A 16,382-nucleotide genomic window follows, 5' to 3' on the forward strand; every position below is an offset into this window, starting at 1 on the left:
GGCCGCCTGCCCATGGCGCCCATCCCCCTGCACCCAACGTTTGCCCATGACCGACACCGCCCACCCCGCCCCGCTCCAAGCCGCCCCCCCCGAAGTGGCGGCCACCCGCTGGGTGGCCACCGCCAGCCTCATCGCTCTGATTGCGCTGTGCGTGGCCTGGGAGCTGGTGCTGGCACCGCTGCGCCCGGGCGGCACCTGGCTGGCCATCAAGGCGCTGCCGCTGTGCATCCCGCTGGCAGGCATTCTCAAAAACCGCATGTACACCTACCGCTGGGTCAGCCTGGTGATCTGGCTGTACTTCACCGAAGGCGTGGTGCGCGCCTGGAGCGACAAGGCCCCCAGCAACTGGCTGGCGCTGGCCGAAGTGGCGCTGTGCCTGGTGCTGTTTACCGCCTGCACGCTGCATGTGCGGCTGCGCCAGCGCAATGCGCGTGCGCTGGCCGCCACGCAAGAATCCGACAGCCACACCGACCCTCACACCGCGCAAGCCGATTCCGCCAGCGCATCCACTGCACCTACCGAACCTCTCGCGCGAAAGGACTGAATGCCATGCCGAACCTGATGACCCCGCTGCTCGATACCCTGCGCTCCATCGTGGGCGATGCCCATGTGCTGACCGAGGGCGACCTCACCGCCTGGGAACAAGACTGGCGCCGCCGCGTGCGCGGCAAGGCCCTGGCCGTGGTGCGCCCTGCCAACACGCCTGAAGTAGCAGCCGTGGTCAAGGCCTGCGCTGCGGCAGGCACCGCCATCGTTCCACAAGGCGGCAACACCGGGCTGGCCGTGGGCTCCACGCCCGATGAATCGGGCACGCAGATCGTGCTGAGCCTGACGCGCATGAACGCCGTGCGCAATGTCGACACCGCCAACCTCACCATGACGGTGGAGGCGGGCTGCATCCTGCAAAACCTGCAAGAGGTGGCGCGCAATGCGGGCCTGCTGTTCCCCCTGTCGCTGGCGGCCGAGGGCAGCTGCACCATTGGCGGCAACCTGGGCACCAACGCGGGCGGCACGCAGGTGGTGCGCTATGGCAACACGCGCGACCTGTGCCTGGGGCTGGAAGTGGTCACCGCGCAGGGCGAGGTGTGGAGCGGCCTCAAGGGTCTGCGCAAGGACAACACCGGCTACGACCTGCGCGACCTGTTCATCGGCAGCGAAGGCACGCTGGGCATCATCACCGCCGCCAGCATGAAGCTCTACCCCCAGCCTGCCGCCAAGCTCACCGCCTGGGCCGCCGTGCCCTCCATCGAGCACGCCGTGCAGCTGCTGGGCATGGCCCACAAGCAGCTGGGCGCGGGCCTGACGGGCTTTGAGGTGATGGGCCAGTTTGCACTGAGCCTGGTGGGCAAGCACATGCCGCAGCTGCGCGTGCCCTTCCTCGGTCAAGACGATGCCCCCTGGTGCGTGCTGCTCGAAAACTCTGACAGCGAATCTGAAGAACACGCCCGCGGGCGGTTTGAATCGCTGCTGGAATCCGCCTTTGAAGCCGGCTGCGTGACCGACGCCGTGGTGGCCGAGAACCTCACCCAGGCACACCAGCTCTGGCACATCCGCGAGAGCATTCCGCTGGCCCAGGCCGAAGAAGGCCTGAACATCAAGAACGACATCTCCATCCCCATCTCGCGCATCCCCGCGTTTGTGGCCCACACCGATGCGCTGCTGCAAAGCCAGATTCCTGGCGTGCGCCTGGTCAACTTTGGCCACCTGGGCGACGGCAACCTGCACTACAACGTGCAGGCCCCGGCCGAGGGCGATGCCAAGGCCTTCCTGCGCGATTACGAGACGCAGGTCAACCACCTGGTCTACGAAGCCGTGGCCGAGTTCGGCGGCTCGTTCTCTGCCGAGCACGGCATCGGCGCGCTGAAGGCCGACAAGCTGGAGAAGTACCAGTCGCCCGTGGCGCTGGGCATGATGCGCGCCATCAAGAACGCGCTGGACCCGCAGGGCATCATGAACCCGGGGCGGGTGCTGAAGGCCTGAACGGCCACCGCAATGCAGCGCTGGCAATGACACCCACATCCCAAGCTTGCCCATGACCGCACCCGTTTCAGTGCGCCCCGCCCAGCCACACGACTACGCGGCTTGGCGACCGCTTTGGGACGGCTACAACGCCTTCTACGGCCGCTTTGGTGCTACCGCGCTGCCCGAGCACATCACACAGACCACCTGGCAACGCTTGCATGACGCGGCCGAGCCCATGCTGTGCCTGGTGGCGCAGGACGATGCCAGCGGCGAGCTGCTGGGCCTGGCGCACTGCGTGTTCCACCGCAGCATGACGCGCATCGAGCCTGTGTGCTACCTCAGCGACCTGTTCACCCGCGAAGCCGCCCGGGGCCGGGGGGTGGGGCGGGCGCTCATCGAAGGGGTGTATGCCGCCGCCCGCGCAGCCCGGTCGCAGCGGGTGTACTGGCAAACCCAAGCCACCAACGCCGCTGGGCGCCAGCTGTACGACAAGCTGGCCAAGCACCAAGGCTTCATCGTATATGCGCACGAGCTTTGAGCGCACCAAACGCTACCAAAACAATAGCTGCTAGCGCTTATAGATAAAGCGCTAGAGGCATTTTTTATTTGAAATCTCCCTGTGTGCAGGCAGGCATTGCACACGCATACCGCATCGCCGCGTTGTGGGCGCGGGCGCCGTTCAAAGCCGCTTGCACATAGGCTGCGCCTGCAACCCCGCCCAGGCCTGCACAGCGCCCGCAGGCTCGTAGCCATGGCGCCGGTAAAAAGCCTCTGCCGTGCGCGTGCTCTCGAGCGCCAACGCGGCGATGCCCGCATGCCGCGCCCCCGCTTCTGCCGCCAGCAGCAAAGCCCGGCCTACGCCCTGGTGCAATGCCTGCGGCACCACATAGCACAGGGCCAGTTTGTCTTGCGTAAGCAGCGCAAAGCCCACCATCGTTGAGCCCGCCTCTGCGCCCTGGCAAGCACCACGGTCAGCACCCAAGCCAACGCCCCAATAGCCTCCCCAGGCCATCGCGTGCGGCGCAGCCATCCATGCGGCAAGGTGATCTGCCGTTTTGTTGGCCAGCCAAGCGGCCAGCACGGTCGGGTCGTGGCGATGGTCCAGAGCACAGCAGTGGGTGATGGACTGGCGAACCACTTCGCAGGCCTGTACGGCCTCCGTGGCTTGAGCGCGGCGCACCGCTGTGGGGGGCAGAAAAGGCGTGTCTGGCATGGCCCGCATTTCAACACGCCCGCCCGCGGCCCCTGCACAGCAGACCGGCGCTCAGTGCGCCCTAACACCTCATCGCACGGCATTGCATGTCCGTTTCCAGCGCGACGGCAGCGTCCGCTTTGCACAAACTGGGCGCCTGATTTCAACGCAACCGCAAAGCAACGATTGAGAAGGACAACCTATGAATGCATTGATCGGCAAAGTGGCCATCGTGACGGGCGCCAGCTCAGGCATTGGGCGCGCAGCGGCCCTGCTGTTTGCACAAAACGGCGCACGCGTCGTGGTGGGCGCGCGGCGCCAGGCCGAACTGGACAGCTTGGTCGCACAGATACACGCAGCAGGCGGAGAGGCACACAGCGTGGCGGGTGACGTGCGCGATGAGGCCTTTGCACAGCGCCTGGTACAGCGAGCGGTAGAGCACTTTGGTGGGCTGGACGTGGCGTTCAACAACGCGGGCATCATCGGCGAGAGCGGCCCAACGCCCGGCATCTCGGCCGCAGGCTGGCAAGAGGCCATCGACACCAACCTGACCAGTGCTTTCTACGGCGCCAAGCACCAGATCCCCGCCATGCTGGCGCGGGGCGGTGGCTCCATCCTTTTCACATCCACCTTTGTGGGGCACACCGTGGGCTTTCCTGGCGTAGCGGCCTACGCCGCCAGCAAGGCAGGCCTGATCGGCCTGACCCAGGCCCTGGCCGCAGAGTGCGGTCCCCACGGCGTGCGCGTGAACGCCCTGCTGCCCGGCGGCACCCTCACCCCCATGGCACACGCCATGAACGGCACCCCCGAGGCCTTGGCCCAAGTCGCCAGCCTGCACGCCTTGAAGCGCCTGGCCCAGCCCGAAGAACTCGCCCAAGCCGCGCTGTACCTGGCGTCAGATGCATCGTCCTTCATGACCGGCACGGCCATGCTGGTGGATGGAGGGGTGTCGATCAACAGGACGTGAGAGGCGTGCAGGAAACATCTGCACAACGCAGGCGAGGCACGTACCGGGGCTGTTCGCAGGCCTGGCTAGCAGCGCGCGGCGGTGGCATTGCCAGCCCAACGCTCATGATCGCGCCAACGTCCGCCAATCTTGAGGTAATGGGCTGAGAACCCTTCCTTTCGAAACCCGCAAGCCTTTACCAATGCCAGCGAGGCCAGGTTTACGGGCTGGATGTTTGCCTCCAGCCGATGCAGTTTGAGAACGCCAAACGCCTGCTTGACCACCGCCTGCAGCCCCTCGCGCATCAACCCTTGGCGCTCATAGCCCGCAAATGCGTAGTACCCCAAGTACGCACTCTGAAAGCAACCTCGAACGATGTTGGTGACGTTGACGACGCCCACCATCTCGTCCGTAGCGCGCAGACAAACCAGATACCCCTGGTTGGCTGGAAGCGCCATGGCATCGAGATACTGCCCAAACGCATCGGGCGTGCTGGGTGGCGAGACCCAAGGGCGATGGAGTGGCCTGCTCTGCCGTACGGATTGAAGAAAGGCGGGCTCGTCCGCAGCAGCAGGTGAGCGGAGGTCAATGCGAGGTTTCATGGAATGGAGCAGAGATCAGCCGCAAGCAGGGGCAGCGAGGCAAATTACCAGTGAATGAGCAACGGGGCACGCATTCAAGGAGCCCGTTCACCCGCGTCAGGCCAACGATGCAACCCCAGCGGCAGCCAGGCCCAACAGCACGTAAAACGCCAGCCCCGCAAAAAGAAGACCGCTCGAAGTCAACACCCGCTGGCCATCACGCTTGAACGAAAGCGCACCCGCAGGCCCATGCATGCGGCCCTCTGAGCCGCCCAGCGACTCGCCGCGCCAACGGCCCAGACTGAGGGTGGAAACGAACAACTTTCCGGTGAGGACAAGAGCAAGCTCAACCGCACACCACAAAAGCATCGCAAGGGCTTCAAGCATTTCATTCTCCAGGCGCTACACGCAACGCACGATACACGCAGCCTCGTCGCAAGGCCAGTCACAAGTCCGATCAACATACGGCTTGGCAGAGGACTGCGGGTCCTTGAGCTATGAGGCATAGCGAAAACAGGGTCCTCACGGAGTTTATTCAGAGGTCTTTGGCAGGCTGCTGATGAATGTAGATATCACCGCAGCCGCGTCGCCAGGGCTTGCTTGAAGCAAGCAGTGGGGCCCAGCGCAGGAAACCACCCGAAGACGCTCACCCAACACCATAAAAGGCTTCACGGCACGCTGCGACACCACCCTGTCGTTGCGAGCCTGGAGATACAAAACTGGCACCCGTACTTCAGACAACAAGTCCGCTACATCCACTTCAGCTACGGCGCCGATGCGCTCTGCCAAAACGGAGGGACTGACCGAAGATACGGCTTGCCGAATCGCCACCACCAACGAGGGCGTCGCGTAGCGCCCCAGAAGCCCCCACGCCAGTGCACGATCTGGAAGCACAGCCGGAGAAACGGCCTGAGCCAATGGCGCCATCCACCGCAACAACGGAAGAGGCGAGCGGGCAAACGTGGCACACAGCACAAGCCCCCGCAAGCGCTGCGGCCGCTCTGCCGCCAGCATCACGCCCAGCGGCCCCGAGAACGACTCGGCCAACAGCACATAGTCTTCATGCAGCGGCAACAGCGCACGCACCCGATCCGCCAACGCTGCGTAGCCCAGGCGCTCTACGCGCGGATACGACACCACCTGCGTTCGGAACCGATCACCCCAAGCGGCAACCAGCGGAGCGAACAGCTCGCCCGTGCCGTCCAGACCAGGGAGTAAAACGATGGCAGTCATGGGAACAGGGGATGCGTGGACGCCGTATCGGCACCCGAACAGGGAGGGGACGAAAGTGCGTCGCCGCGTCTCATTCGAGCCCCACCGTCAGCTCAGGCGCACTGAACGCAAAAACACCCACGCAGTCGTCCAGGCCTGTGACCAAAAACTCCCGCAGGGCTGGGCGAGTGCTGGATGACATGAATCCCTTGCGTCTCGACTCCTGCTCTAACCAGCCTCCGTCATGTATTTCAAAAATAACGCCCCCCGGAGCAGTGGAGCAGGCCGGCCAGAACTCCAGCAAATCCCCCTCATCCAGCACACGAAAACCAACGGCATCGGTGAACAGAACTACGGAGTGACCGACATGTATGCGCAGATTCTGTAGGTCGTACGACACGTTGGAAATTTCCGAACCTGCGAGGAATTGGTGGATCTTGGTCGTGCGCATGAATGGGATATGAGAGCTACTTGGAGCCACTGTAGCCAAGTGACATTCCCATTTTGCAGTGACCCCAAGCGAGCGTCATGCCGCATCGTTTGGCTTACTCAGTCACGCCGTCTGCGCCGGATGCTCTTGCGCCCAATTCGCCGCAGCCTCCCACCCCGGCGGAACACACCCCTGCTCCATCACGCACAGGCTGGCGCTGGCCAGGGCGTGGCGCAGGGCCTGTTGGCAGGCGGTGTCTGACAGGACCTCCACAAACGGCACGAATGACCCAGCCCCGGCTTGCGCAGCTTGGCGCAGCAGGTGGGCCAGCAGGCCCGCCAGAAAGCAGTCGCCCGCGCCCACGGTGTCGGCCACGGGCAAGGGTTGGGCCTCTTGGGCAAAGCACTGGGTGCCGTTGCGGTGCAGCAGCCATGCGCCGTTGGCGCCGAGCGTGAGGGCCAGCAGGTGGGCCTGGGGGTTGGCGGCCAGCAGGTGGCGGGCGCGCTCCAGCGCGCTGGCGCCGGGTACGGCGAGGTGGTCCAGGTCTTCGTCGCTGGCTTTGATGAGGTGGGCGTGCGCCAGGGCGGCGTGCACGGTGCTGCGGTAGGCGGCCAGGTCGGGCATGACGGAGGGGCGCAGGTTGGCATCGACCACCACGCAGTAGCCTGCGGTGCGCTGGGCGGCCAGCCAGGGCAGGTAGGTGGCGGCGTCGCGGGCATCGAGCGCCAGGGCGCCGGTGCAGACCACCTGCAAAGCGGGCAAGGTGGTGCAGGCATGGGCCAGGCCTTGCGCTGACACGGCGCGGTCGGCCACGCCTTCGCGGTAGAAGGCGTAGTCGGGGTGGCCGTGGGCGTTGAGGTTGACGACGGCCAGCGAGGTGACTTGCTGCACCGGATCGGGCTGCGCCAGGTGCACGCCATCGGCCACCAACTGGGCCTCCAGTTCACGGCCAAAGCGGTCGCGCGACAAGGGGTTGAGGTACTGCGTGCCCACGCCCTGGCGGGCCAGTGCGCGGCACAGGTTGTAGAGCGCACCGCCCAGGCAAGGCAGGTAGCTGCCATCGGGGCGGCGGATCAGGTCGATGAGGGCTTCGCCCGCGATGGCGGCCTGGATGGAGGTTGCGGCAGGCGTTGGAGAGGGGTCAATAGCGTTCAAGGGAATCGGAGGTGGGGTGGTTCAGGCACACATCCCGTGCGCCCTGAGCTTGTCGAAGGGCCTGCATGGCACACGCCCTGGCTTCGACAGGCTCAGCCTGAACGGTGGCGGTAGCTTGGATACAAAACGGCCTGCAGACCAGACAAATCAAGCGCTGGCAGCTATGGTTTTTGATGATTCTGTGCCCAGGCTTCGACAGGCTCAGCCCAAACGGTGGGAGAAATTCACGGCAGAGGTGCATTAGCAGCAATGCGCTACGGCCGTCAGAACTGCGCTTGCAGCGCCGGGTACAGCGCCACATAGCGGGCATAGCGCTCGGCCAGCAGGGCTTGCTGGGCGGGCTGCGGATGGAAGGTGGCATCGGCCGCCAGGGGTTGGCACCAATGGGCTTCGTCGCCACCGCAGGCCATGGCGGCCAGGCGGGCTGCGCCCAGCGCGGCGGCAGCGTGGGCGCCCTCGGGGCGCTGCAGTGGAGTGCCCAGGGCGCTGGCCAGCAGCTGGGCCCAGGGGTTGCTACGGGCGCCACCGCCGACCAGGGCCAAGGGGCTGGAGTGGATTTCAGTGGTGGAACGGGGACGGGCTTCGACACGCTCAGCCTGAACGGCTGGGGTGGAACCCGCAGAGCGCATGGCGTTAAGGCCATCGAGCAAACCAAAGCCCACGCCTTCCATCACGGCATAGGCCAGGTCAGCGGCGTCGTGCTCGGCCCGCAAGCCCATGAAGACGCCGGTGGCAGCGGCGTTGTTGTGCGGGGTGCGTTCACCACTCAGGTAGGGCAGAAACAGCGGTGCCTGGGCCTGACGCGCGGTGGGCAATACGCCGACTGCGGCAGACAGCTGGGCCTCGTCGCCCCGGCCAGTCAGGCGGGTGACCCAGCCAAAGGCGCTGGCCGCGCTGAGCATGACGGACATGTGGTGCCAGCGCTGGGGTAGCGCGTGGGCAAAGGCGTGCACGGCGCGCTCGGTGGCGGGGGCAAAGGCATCGGTCACCCGAAACACCACGCCCGAGGTACCCAGCGACACAAAGCCCTGCCCGGCGGTGCGCGCGCCCACGCCCACAGCGCTGGCGGCGTTGTCGCCCGCGCCTGCGGCCACGACCACGCCTTCGCCCAGCCCCCAGCGGCGGGCTACGTCACCCAGCAGCGTGCCGGTGGGTGCATTGCCTTCGGCCAGGGCGGGCATGTGCGAGGCGTCCAGCCCGCAGGCCTGCAGCATGGCCGGGCTCCAGGCGCGGGCCTGCACGTCCAGCCACAAGGTGCCGGATGCATCGGACATATCGCTCACCGCCGTGCCGGTGAGCTGCAGCCGCAGCCAGTCTTTGGGCAGCAGCACGGTGCGGATTTGGGTGAAGACTGCGGGCTCATGCGTGCGCAGCCACAGCAGCTTGGGGGCGGTGAAGCCGGGCATGGCGAGGTTGCCGGTGATCTGGCGCGAAGTGGGCACGGCCTGCTCCAGCAGCGCACATTCCGCACTGGCGCGGCCGTCATTCCACAAGATGGCGGGGCGCAGCACCTGGCCCTGCGCGCCCAGCACCACCGCACCATGCATGTGGCCCGACAGGCCGATGCCACACACCTGGGCCCAGGCGATGGGCATCTGCGCGCGCAACTGGGCGACGGCGGTCTCGACGGCAACGAGCCAGTCGGCGGGGTGCTGCTCGCTCCAGGTGGGCTGGGGACGGTACTGACGCACGGCGGCATCGGCCGTGGCGATGACGGTGTGCGCTTCGTCCAGCAGCAAGAGCTTGACGCCGGAGGTGCCTAGGTCGATTCCGAGGTACATGGGGTGGTTATGCAATGGGTCAGCCCAAGAGGGCCGAGGCGGTTTGAAAGCGAATGCGGCGGGGCGGCTTCGACAAGCTCAGCCCGAACGGTAGGGGGAAAGCTGGGAGCACAGGTTTGAACGCAGGACGCAATGAAGCCCCGGTGCCAGATAGACATCACACCTTGCCAAACCGCCCCACGCCCTGCTTGCGATACTCGCTGGGCGTCATGCCCTTGATGTCCAGAAAGCGGCGGTTGAAGTTGGCCATGTTGTTGAAGCCCACGTCATAAGCAATGTGGGTGATGTAGCGGTCGGTCTCCATCAGCAGCTGGCAGGCGCGGTTCACGCGCACCAAGTTCACAAAGTCGGTGAAGGTGTTGCCCGTGGCACGGCGAAAGAAGCGGGAGAAGCGGCTCTCGGTCATGTCCAGCTCTTGCGCCAGATCGGCAGCCGACAGCGGCTCGGCCAGGTGGTCGGTGATGCGGCTGACGATGGCGTTGATCTGCGCGAGCTGGGTGTCGCTGTCTTCGCTTTGCAGCTGGGCGCTGGAGAGCAGGCGATAGTCCGTGCAGCGGGCCAACTCGCCCATCCATTCGCAAAACGCGGCAAAGCGCGCCAGCCCTTGCGTGGACTTGATGCGCCGCCAGTGCTCGGTGGCCTGCGCCTGCATTCCGAAAAACTCGATGCCGTGGCGGGCACGTTCGAGCAAAGGCAGCACTTCGCGCAACTCAGGAATGCCCTCGCTGGCATCGACCAGCGGCTGGTGTGGGAACTGCACCACCAGGTCGCGCTCGGGGTAGCCCGCCTCGGGCACGTCCATGCTGATCCAGTTGTGTGGCAGGCGGGGCCCTGTCAGCACCAGCTGGCCGGGGGCAAACTGGCCAATCCAATCGCCCACAAACAATTTGCCCGACGAGGCCGTGATGAGGTGCAGCTCGTACTCGTCGTGGTAATGCCAGCGCGCCAGCGGCGTGGGAAAGCCGTGCGACAGGCAGCGGATAAAGCCCGCCGTCTCCGGCGGCTCGTAGCCAAGCTCAGGCGAGCGGGAGTAGGCATGCTCCAGCTCGGGCTTGGTCTGGCGCGGCAATGCATGAAGCGTGGACATGGCGTGCACCGTGTGAATGAAGTGGTGTGACGGCGTTGCGGCTTATTGTGCGGCGGTGCTGCTGCCCAGCCCCGCCGTGCGCGGGTGCCGGGCCACAAACGCGGCCACCTGGGCGCTGGCCGTGCGCAGGGCCTGCACCAGGCGGGCATCGCCCGCCAGCTCGCCCCACAGCACCTTGTCGGCAGCAAACGCGGCCACGGGGTCAGCGGCCTCGCAGATGGCATGAGCTGCAGCCGGGTCCATGGCTTGGTCCTGGTAGGTGTAGGGGATGCGCCCGGCGTGCCAGCGCTGCAGGTAAGCCAGGAACAGCGCAGGCAGCACGGCCACCGCAGCAATGCCCTCGCCGCGTGCCAGGCGCTCGCGGATGGTGGGCGCGATGAAGCCAGGGATCTTGCTGTAGCCGTCCATGGCCACGCGCTGGTTGGTGTCCTCAATGGCGGGGTTGCCAAAGCGCTCCAGCACCACGTCTCGGTAAACGGCCAGATCAATGGGGCTGGGTTGCAGCACGGGGATGGTGTCTTGCGTCACGTAGTCAAACGCCAGCTGGTGGATGGCGGCGTCGTGCGTGCCTTCGTGGATGAAGCGGTAGCCCACCAAGGTGCCCGCCCAGGCAATGCAGCTGTGCGTGGCGTTGAGCAGGCGGATCTTGGCCTCTTCGTATGGCGCGACAGATTCGACCAGCTCCACGCCCACTCGCTCCCATGCGGGGCGGCCATTGGCAAAGCGGTCTTCAATGACCCACTGGATAAAGCTCTCGCCCATCAGCGCCGCAGGGTCGGTGCGGCCGGTGGCGGCCTGCACGCGCTGCACCACCTCGGCCGTGGGGCGGGGGGTGATGCGGTCCACCATGGCGTTGGGGCTGGTGGTGTGGGCTTCGATCCAGGCGACCAGATCGGCATCGCCCAGCGCCTGCACAAACTGCAGCAGGCCGCTGCGCGAGCGGTCGCCGTTGTGGCGCAGGTTGTCGCAGTTCAGCAGCGTCACGGCCCCTGCCCCGGCCTGCCTGCGCGCGCGCAGCAAGGTGGTGAGGGCGCCGTAGATGGTGCTTCCCGCGCGGCTTTCGCGCAGGGCTTGCAGGTCGGCCTGCAGATCGGGTGCGCTGGCCCAGTCGAGCTGGTGGCGGCTGTCGAGGTAGTAGCCCGCCTCGGTCACAGTGAAGGAAATGATGCGCGTACCGGGCTGCGCGGCAATGGCAATGAGCCCCGCCAGATCGGGCGTGTAGGGCACCACGGTGCGGATGGATTCCACGCGGGTGTAGCTGCGCTCGCCCTGGGCAGTCACCGTCTCCAGTGTGTAGGCGCCGCCCTGGGCTTGCAGGGCGGCAATGGTGTCTTGCATGTCAGGGCGCAGGTTGCCACCGGCCAGCACCCAGCGGGTGTCGCCCAGCTGGTGCAACTGGTGCAGGTACAGCGCCTGGTGCGCGCGGTGGAAGGAGCCCAGCCCGAGGTGCAGGATGGTGAGCGTGTCTTGTGCGGTGGTCATGGAATGCGTCTCAAAAATCAAATCGACGAGAAATCAGCGGGCCATCAATGCGCAATCAACGCGCGTTGGCATGGGCCGGGGCCAGCACCACGAGGCCCGCGTTGTCAAACCAGTGGGCCTGCTCGGTGGCGGCGTTGAGCGCGACCGCATCGCCCGGCAGCAGCAGCGTGCGCTCGTTCAGGCGGGCCACCAGCTGCGCCCCTTCGGCGGTGCGCACATACAGAAGCGTTTCGGCCCCCAGGGCTTCCACCAGCTCCACCTGGCCGTTGATGGCGCCCTGCCCTTTGGGCTGCACCGTCACGGCCTCGGGCCGCAGGCCGATGGAGCCCCCCGCAGCCTTGGCTGGCGCGAGTTGCTGCACCGCTACCGGCAGCTGCGCCAGGGGCACCACGTTCATCTGCGGGGTGCCGATGAATTGCGCCACAAACTGGTTGGCGGGGCGGTCGTACAGTTCCAGCGGCGTGCCCACTTGTTCAATTTGGCCGTCGCGCAGCACCACCACTTTGTCGGCCAGCGTCATGGCTTCGACCTGGTCGTGCGTGACGTAGATGGTGGTGGCGCCCAGGTCGCGGTGCAGCTTGGCGATCTCCACACGGGTCTGGCCGCGCAGGGCGGCGTCGAGGTTGGACAAGGGCTCGTCAAACAAAAACACCTTGGGTGCGCGCACGATGGCGCGGCCAATGGCCACGCGCTGGCGCTGGCCGCCCGACAGCTCTTTGGGCGTGCGCTGCAGGTACTGCGTGAGGTTGAGAATGCGCGCGGCGTTCTGCACCTTCTCGTCAATGACCTGCTTGTCCACCTTGGCGAGCTTGAGCGCGAAGCTCATGTTCTCGTACACGCTCATGTGCGGGTACAGCGCGTAGCTCTGGAACACCATGGCCAGGTCGCGCTTGCTCGATGGCTGGTCGGTGATGTCGCGGCCGTCGAGCATGAGCGTGCCACCGTCGATGGCTTCGAGCCCCGCGATCAGCCGCAACAGCGTGGACTTGCCGCAGCCCGAAGGGCCGACGAAGACGATGAACTCGCCCTGGTTGATGGTGAGGTCGATGCCCTTGATGGCACGGTGTTCGCCAAAGAATTTTTCGATGCCGCGCAGTTGAAGGTAGGCCACTCTAGTGCTCCGAATAACAGGTTGATTCCGATCCGCCAGCAGCGGTGGTTTGAACAGGGGCGCAAGGCGCGGTAGCCGCGCAACCGGCTTTGCCGGGCCGCTGGCTGCGCCCCCTGCAGGGGGAGGCGCCGAAGGCGCTTCGGGGGGGAGTCATTTCACGGCGCCGAAGGTCAGGCCCTGCACAAGCTGCTTCTGGCTGAACCAGCCAAACACCACGATGGGCGCAATCGCCATGAGCGACGCGGCAGACAACTTGGCCCAGAACAGGCCTTCGGGGCTGGAGTACGAGGCGATGAGCGTGGCCAGCGTGCCTGCCTTGGCGGCGCTGAGGTTCAGGCTCCAGAAGGCTTCGTTCCACGACAGCACCAGGCACAACAGGCCGGTGGATGCGAGGCCGCCCATGCCCAGCGGCAGCAGCACCAGCCGCACCTCTTGCCACAGCGTGGCGCCGTCCATGCGCGCGGCTTCCAGAATTTCGCGTGGGATGTCCTTGAAGTGCGAATACAGCATCCAGACCATGATGGGCAGGTTGGACAGTGCGAACACGATGATGAGCGCAAGCTGCGTATCGAGCAGGTGGCTCTTCTGCGCCAGCACGTAGATGGGCACCAGCGCGCCCACGGCGGGCATCATCTTGGTGGAGAGCATCCACATCAAAATGTCTTTGGTGTACTTGCCTTTGAAGAAGGCCATGGCATACGCAGCAGGTGCAGCGAGCATGAGCCCCAGCACGGTGGACAGCACGCTGGTGATGACAGAGTTCTTGGCGTATAGCAGGTAGTCGCTGCGCTCTTGCACTTCGTGGAAGTTTTCGAGCGTGGGCGTGAACAGGATTTGCGGGGGCACTGCAATGGCCTGCAGCTCGGTCTTGAAGGCGGTGAGGAACAGCCAGGCCAGCGGAAACACCAGCAGCAGGGCCACGGCCCATGCCACGGCAGTGCGCAGGGCCAAGAGGCCTAGAGGGAATTTGGAACGGCGTCGGGTAGTCATGGTGTGCGCCTTACTTGTCGAGGTTTTTACCGACCATGCGGATCAAAAACACCGCCGCGATGTTGGCCAGCACCACCGCAAACAGCGCCCCGGCCGAGGCCACGCCCGCATCAAAGTTGAGCAGTGCCTGCTTGAAGATGAGGAAGGTGACGTTGGTGCTCGCATCACCCGGGCCACCGCCTGTGGTGGTGTAGATCTCGGCAAAGATGCTGAGCAGAAAAATCAGCTCAATCATCACGACCACCGCCACCGAGCGGCCCAGGTGCGGCAGGTACAGATAGCGCAGCTGCTGCAGGTAGGTGGCGCCGTCCATGCGGGCGGCTTCGAGCTGCTCGTGGTTCATGCTTTGCAGCGCAGTCATGAAGATGAGCGTGGCAAACGGCAGCCATTGCCACGACACCATGACGATGACGGAGAACAGCGGAAAGTCGGTGAGCCAATCCACCGGCTGCGCGCCAAAGAACATCCACACCTGCGCCAGCACGCCGTAGATGGGGTTCATCATCATGTTCTTCCACATCAGAGCGTTCACGGTGGGCATGACGAAGAACGGCGAAATCAGCAACACCCGCACAATGCCGCGCCCCGGAAACGGGTCGTTGATGAGCAACGCTATCGCAATGCCCACCACCACCGTGATCAGGATGACACTGCCCAGCAGCCACACGGTGTTGAGCACCGCTGTGCCAAACGACGGGTCGGTGACGAAGTACTCGAAATTCTCCAGCCCCGCAAAGCCCGACTGGTCGGGCTGCATGAGGTTGTAGCGGATGAGCGAGAAGTAGATCGTCATCACCAGCGGCACGATCATCCACAGGAAGAGCGTGGCCATGGCTGGCGTGAGCAGCAGGCGGGGGAGCAGGCGGTTCATGGGAATCTCAGGAAAAGTCCAGCCGAAATGGGTATTCATCCAGCCGAAATAGGCATTCAGTCGACACGGCGAAGGCCGAGGTAGCGGTGGTGTTCCTCGCCCTACTTTCGTACGGCGAGGAACACCACCGACAGATCAGCCCACGCAGTCGCCAGATGAATGCTTACTTGTAATAACCGCCCTTTTTCATCTCGCGCTCGGCGGTCACCTGGCTGGCCTTGAGGGCCGCGTCCACCGTTGTCTTGCCTGCCAGGGCAGCGCTCATCTGCTGGCCTACGGCGATGCCAATGGCCTGGAACTCTGGGATGGCCGCAAACTGCACGCCCACATACGGGCTCTTGGGCAGGGTGGAATCGGTGGGGTTGGCCGAGTCGATGGCCGTCTTTTCAGCGGCGGCAAAACGGGCGGCTTTCTGGAACTCTGGCGACGCGTAGGTGCTCTTGCGCGTGCCGGTGGGCACGTTGGCCCAGCCATTGGTCTTGGCCACCAGCTGGATGTAGTCCTTGCTGGTCGACCAGGTGATGAACTTCTGCGCGGCATCGACCTTCTTGGAGCCTGCGGGGATGGCCAGATTCCACGACCACAGCCAGTTGGCGCCCTTGGGCGTGTTCATGGTGGGGGCCTGCGCAAAGGCCATGTGCTCGGCCACCTTGGACTGCTTGGGATCGCTCACGAACGAGGCCGCAATGGTCGCGTCGATCCACATGCCGCACTTGCCCGAGTTGGTGAGTGCCAGGATTTCATTGAAGCTGTTGGACGACGAGCCGGGGGGGCCGTAGTTCTTGAGCAGATCCACGTAGAAGGTGATCGCGTCCTTCCAGGGCTTGGATTCGAGCTGCGGCTTCCACTGCATGTCAAACCACTGGCCGCCAAACGTGTTGACCAGGGTTGTGATGAAGGCCATGTTGTCGCCCCAACCCGGTTTGCCGCGCAGGCAGATGCCATACACGCCGTTCTTGGGGTCGTGCATCTTGGCGGCCAGGTCCTTGATCTGCGGCCAGGTGGGGCGCTCGGGCACCTGCACGCCCGCCTTGTCGGCCAGGTCCTTGCGGTACATGAGCATGGAGCTTTCGGCATAGAACGGCGCGGCAAACAGCTTGCCGTCCACCGACAGGCCACTGCGCACGGCGGGCAGCAGGTCGTCTGCATCGTAGGCGGCGTCGGTCTTGAGCTCTTGCAGCCAGCCCTTCTTGCCCCAGATGGGCGCCTCGTACAGGCCTATGGTCATCACGTCGAACTGGCCGCCCTTGGTGGCGATGTCGGTCGTCACGCGCTGGCGCAACACGCCCTCTTCCAGCGTCACCCACTTGAGCTTGATGTCGGGGTTGGCCTGCTCGAAGTTCTTGCTGAGCTTTTGCATCTCGATCATGTGGCCGTTGTTCACGGTGGCGATCACCAGCTCGGTCTGCGCGTGGGCGGCGCCGCACAGCGAAGTCAAAGCCAGCGCAACGGCCAAGGCAAGGCGCCTGGGCGCAGCGGCGCGGGTGGCAGCACGGGGGGAATGTGGCATCGGAATGTCTCCTCGTTAGTTGGTATGGAATCTGCCGCTCAACACCGGCGCAAGGCATGCAGGCATTGACGG

Annotated in this window: 17 protein-coding genes; 4 read left to right on the forward strand and 13 right to left on the reverse strand. The window is 65.2% G+C overall.

Going from position 1 to position 16,382, the window contains the following annotated elements:
• Positions 1-46 precede the first annotated feature (46 nt).
• From C8C98_RS01755 to C8C98_RS01765, 3 genes are read left to right on the forward strand one after another with little or no spacing between them, the layout of a single operon-like run.
• Positions 47-544, forward strand: a complete 498-nt coding sequence (locus C8C98_RS01755) for a DUF2069 domain-containing protein (RefSeq protein ID WP_121452884.1) — start codon at positions 47-49, stop codon at positions 542-544.
• Between the two features lie 17 nt (positions 545-561).
• The gene (locus C8C98_RS01760; protein ID WP_121455954.1) at positions 562-1,980 is read left to right on the forward strand and encodes an FAD-binding oxidoreductase; all 1,419 of its coding nucleotides are present in this window, start codon (positions 562-564) and stop codon (positions 1,978-1,980) included.
• A 52-nt stretch (positions 1,981-2,032) separates the two neighbouring features.
• A complete protein-coding gene (locus C8C98_RS01765; RefSeq protein WP_121452885.1) occupies positions 2,033-2,500 on the forward strand; it encodes a GNAT family N-acetyltransferase in 468 nt (155 codons plus the stop codon).
• 141 nt (positions 2,501-2,641) lie between these two features.
• Here C8C98_RS01765 and C8C98_RS01770 read toward each other — a convergent pair whose 3' ends face one another.
• Positions 2,642-3,175 (reverse strand): GNAT family N-acetyltransferase, encoded by a 534-nt coding sequence (locus tag C8C98_RS01770; protein WP_233574417.1) that lies wholly within the window; start codon positions 3,173-3,175, stop codon positions 2,642-2,644.
• 181 nt (positions 3,176-3,356) lie between these two features.
• Between C8C98_RS01770 and C8C98_RS01775 the strand changes: the two genes are divergently transcribed.
• Positions 3,357-4,121 (forward strand): SDR family oxidoreductase, encoded by a 765-nt coding sequence (locus C8C98_RS01775; RefSeq protein WP_121452887.1) that lies wholly within the window; start codon positions 3,357-3,359, stop codon positions 4,119-4,121.
• A gap of 65 nt (positions 4,122-4,186) precedes the next feature.
• Here C8C98_RS01775 and C8C98_RS01780 read toward each other — a convergent pair whose 3' ends face one another.
• The 12 genes from C8C98_RS01780 to C8C98_RS01835 form a co-directional block, all read right to left on the reverse strand.
• Positions 4,187-4,702 carry a GNAT family N-acetyltransferase gene (locus C8C98_RS01780; RefSeq protein WP_121452888.1) on the reverse strand — a complete coding sequence of 172 codons (516 nt, stop codon included), beginning with the start codon at positions 4,700-4,702 and terminating at the stop codon, positions 4,187-4,189.
• A 96-nt stretch (positions 4,703-4,798) separates the two neighbouring features.
• Positions 4,799-5,002: a hypothetical protein gene (locus C8C98_RS01785; protein ID WP_233574418.1), complete on the reverse strand. Its 204-nt coding sequence runs from the start codon at positions 5,000-5,002 to the stop codon at positions 4,799-4,801.
• Between the two features lie 210 nt (positions 5,003-5,212).
• The gene (locus C8C98_RS01790; protein WP_121452890.1) at positions 5,213-5,914 is read right to left on the reverse strand and encodes an alpha/beta fold hydrolase; all 702 of its coding nucleotides are present in this window, start codon (positions 5,912-5,914) and stop codon (positions 5,213-5,215) included.
• 70 nt (positions 5,915-5,984) lie between these two features.
• Positions 5,985-6,344 carry a hypothetical protein gene (locus C8C98_RS01795; RefSeq protein ID WP_121452891.1) on the reverse strand — a complete coding sequence of 120 codons (360 nt, stop codon included), beginning with the start codon at positions 6,342-6,344 and terminating at the stop codon, positions 5,985-5,987.
• 102 nt (positions 6,345-6,446) lie between these two features.
• Positions 6,447-7,478, reverse strand: coding sequence for a PfkB family carbohydrate kinase (locus tag C8C98_RS01800; RefSeq protein ID WP_233574419.1), 1,032 nt, complete (start codon positions 7,476-7,478; stop codon positions 6,447-6,449).
• A 263-nt stretch (positions 7,479-7,741) separates the two neighbouring features.
• Positions 7,742-9,259, reverse strand: a complete 1,518-nt coding sequence (xylB, locus tag C8C98_RS01805) for a xylulokinase (protein ID WP_121452892.1) — start codon at positions 9,257-9,259, stop codon at positions 7,742-7,744.
• A gap of 157 nt (positions 9,260-9,416) precedes the next feature.
• Positions 9,417-10,346: an AraC family transcriptional regulator gene (locus C8C98_RS01810; protein WP_121452893.1), complete on the reverse strand. Its 930-nt coding sequence runs from the start codon at positions 10,344-10,346 to the stop codon at positions 9,417-9,419.
• A 42-nt stretch (positions 10,347-10,388) separates the two neighbouring features.
• Positions 10,389-11,828 carry a D-arabinitol 4-dehydrogenase gene (dalD, locus tag C8C98_RS01815; RefSeq protein ID WP_121452894.1) on the reverse strand — a complete coding sequence of 480 codons (1,440 nt, stop codon included), beginning with the start codon at positions 11,826-11,828 and terminating at the stop codon, positions 10,389-10,391.
• Positions 11,829-11,883: 55 nt separating this feature from the next.
• Positions 11,884-12,939 carry an ABC transporter ATP-binding protein gene (locus tag C8C98_RS01820; RefSeq protein WP_121452895.1) on the reverse strand — a complete coding sequence of 352 codons (1,056 nt, stop codon included), beginning with the start codon at positions 12,937-12,939 and terminating at the stop codon, positions 11,884-11,886.
• A 150-nt stretch (positions 12,940-13,089) separates the two neighbouring features.
• The gene (locus C8C98_RS01825) at positions 13,090-13,929 is read right to left on the reverse strand and encodes a carbohydrate ABC transporter permease (protein ID WP_121452896.1); all 840 of its coding nucleotides are present in this window, start codon (positions 13,927-13,929) and stop codon (positions 13,090-13,092) included.
• Positions 13,930-13,939: 10 nt separating this feature from the next.
• A complete protein-coding gene (locus C8C98_RS01830) occupies positions 13,940-14,800 on the reverse strand; it encodes a carbohydrate ABC transporter permease (RefSeq protein WP_099656239.1) in 861 nt (286 codons plus the stop codon).
• A gap of 163 nt (positions 14,801-14,963) precedes the next feature.
• Positions 14,964-16,310, reverse strand: coding sequence for a sugar ABC transporter substrate-binding protein (locus C8C98_RS01835; protein WP_121452897.1), 1,347 nt, complete (start codon positions 16,308-16,310; stop codon positions 14,964-14,966).
• Positions 16,311-16,382: the final 72 nt, after the last annotated feature.

It is taken from the genome of Acidovorax sp. 106 (genome assembly GCF_003663825.1).
Classification (GTDB): domain Bacteria; phylum Pseudomonadota; class Gammaproteobacteria; order Burkholderiales; family Burkholderiaceae_C; genus Acidovorax.

Coding starts and splice junctions, on each gene's coding strand:
- C8C98_RS01755 (WP_121452884.1), top strand. CDS start 47: ATGACCGACACCGCCCACCCCGCCCCGCTCCAAGCCGCCCCCCCCGAA.
- C8C98_RS01760 (WP_121455954.1), top strand. CDS start 562: ATGACCCCGCTGCTCGATACCCTGCGCTCCATCGTGGGCGATGCCCAT.
- C8C98_RS01765 (WP_121452885.1), top strand. CDS start 2,033: ATGACCGCACCCGTTTCAGTGCGCCCCGCCCAGCCACACGACTACGCG.
- C8C98_RS01770 (WP_233574417.1), bottom strand. CDS start 3,175: ATGCCAGACACGCCTTTTCTGCCCCCCACAGCGGTGCGCCGCGCTCAA.
- C8C98_RS01775 (WP_121452887.1), top strand. CDS start 3,357: ATGAATGCATTGATCGGCAAAGTGGCCATCGTGACGGGCGCCAGCTCA.
- C8C98_RS01780 (WP_121452888.1), bottom strand. CDS start 4,702: ATGAAACCTCGCATTGACCTCCGCTCACCTGCTGCTGCGGACGAGCCC.
- C8C98_RS01790 (WP_121452890.1), bottom strand. CDS start 5,914: ATGACTGCCATCGTTTTACTCCCTGGTCTGGACGGCACGGGCGAGCTG.
- C8C98_RS01795 (WP_121452891.1), bottom strand. CDS start 6,344: ATGCGCACGACCAAGATCCACCAATTCCTCGCAGGTTCGGAAATTTCC.
- xylB (WP_121452892.1), bottom strand. CDS start 9,259: ATGTACCTCGGAATCGACCTAGGCACCTCCGGCGTCAAGCTCTTGCTG.
- C8C98_RS01810 (WP_121452893.1), bottom strand. CDS start 10,346: ATGTCCACGCTTCATGCATTGCCGCGCCAGACCAAGCCCGAGCTGGAG.
- dalD (WP_121452894.1), bottom strand. CDS start 11,828: ATGACCACCGCACAAGACACGCTCACCATCCTGCACCTCGGGCTGGGC.
- C8C98_RS01825 (WP_121452896.1), bottom strand. CDS start 13,929: ATGACTACCCGACGCCGTTCCAAATTCCCTCTAGGCCTCTTGGCCCTG.
- C8C98_RS01830 (WP_099656239.1), bottom strand. CDS start 14,800: ATGAACCGCCTGCTCCCCCGCCTGCTGCTCACGCCAGCCATGGCCACG.
- C8C98_RS01835 (WP_121452897.1), bottom strand. CDS start 16,310: ATGCCACATTCCCCCCGTGCTGCCACCCGCGCCGCTGCGCCCAGGCGC.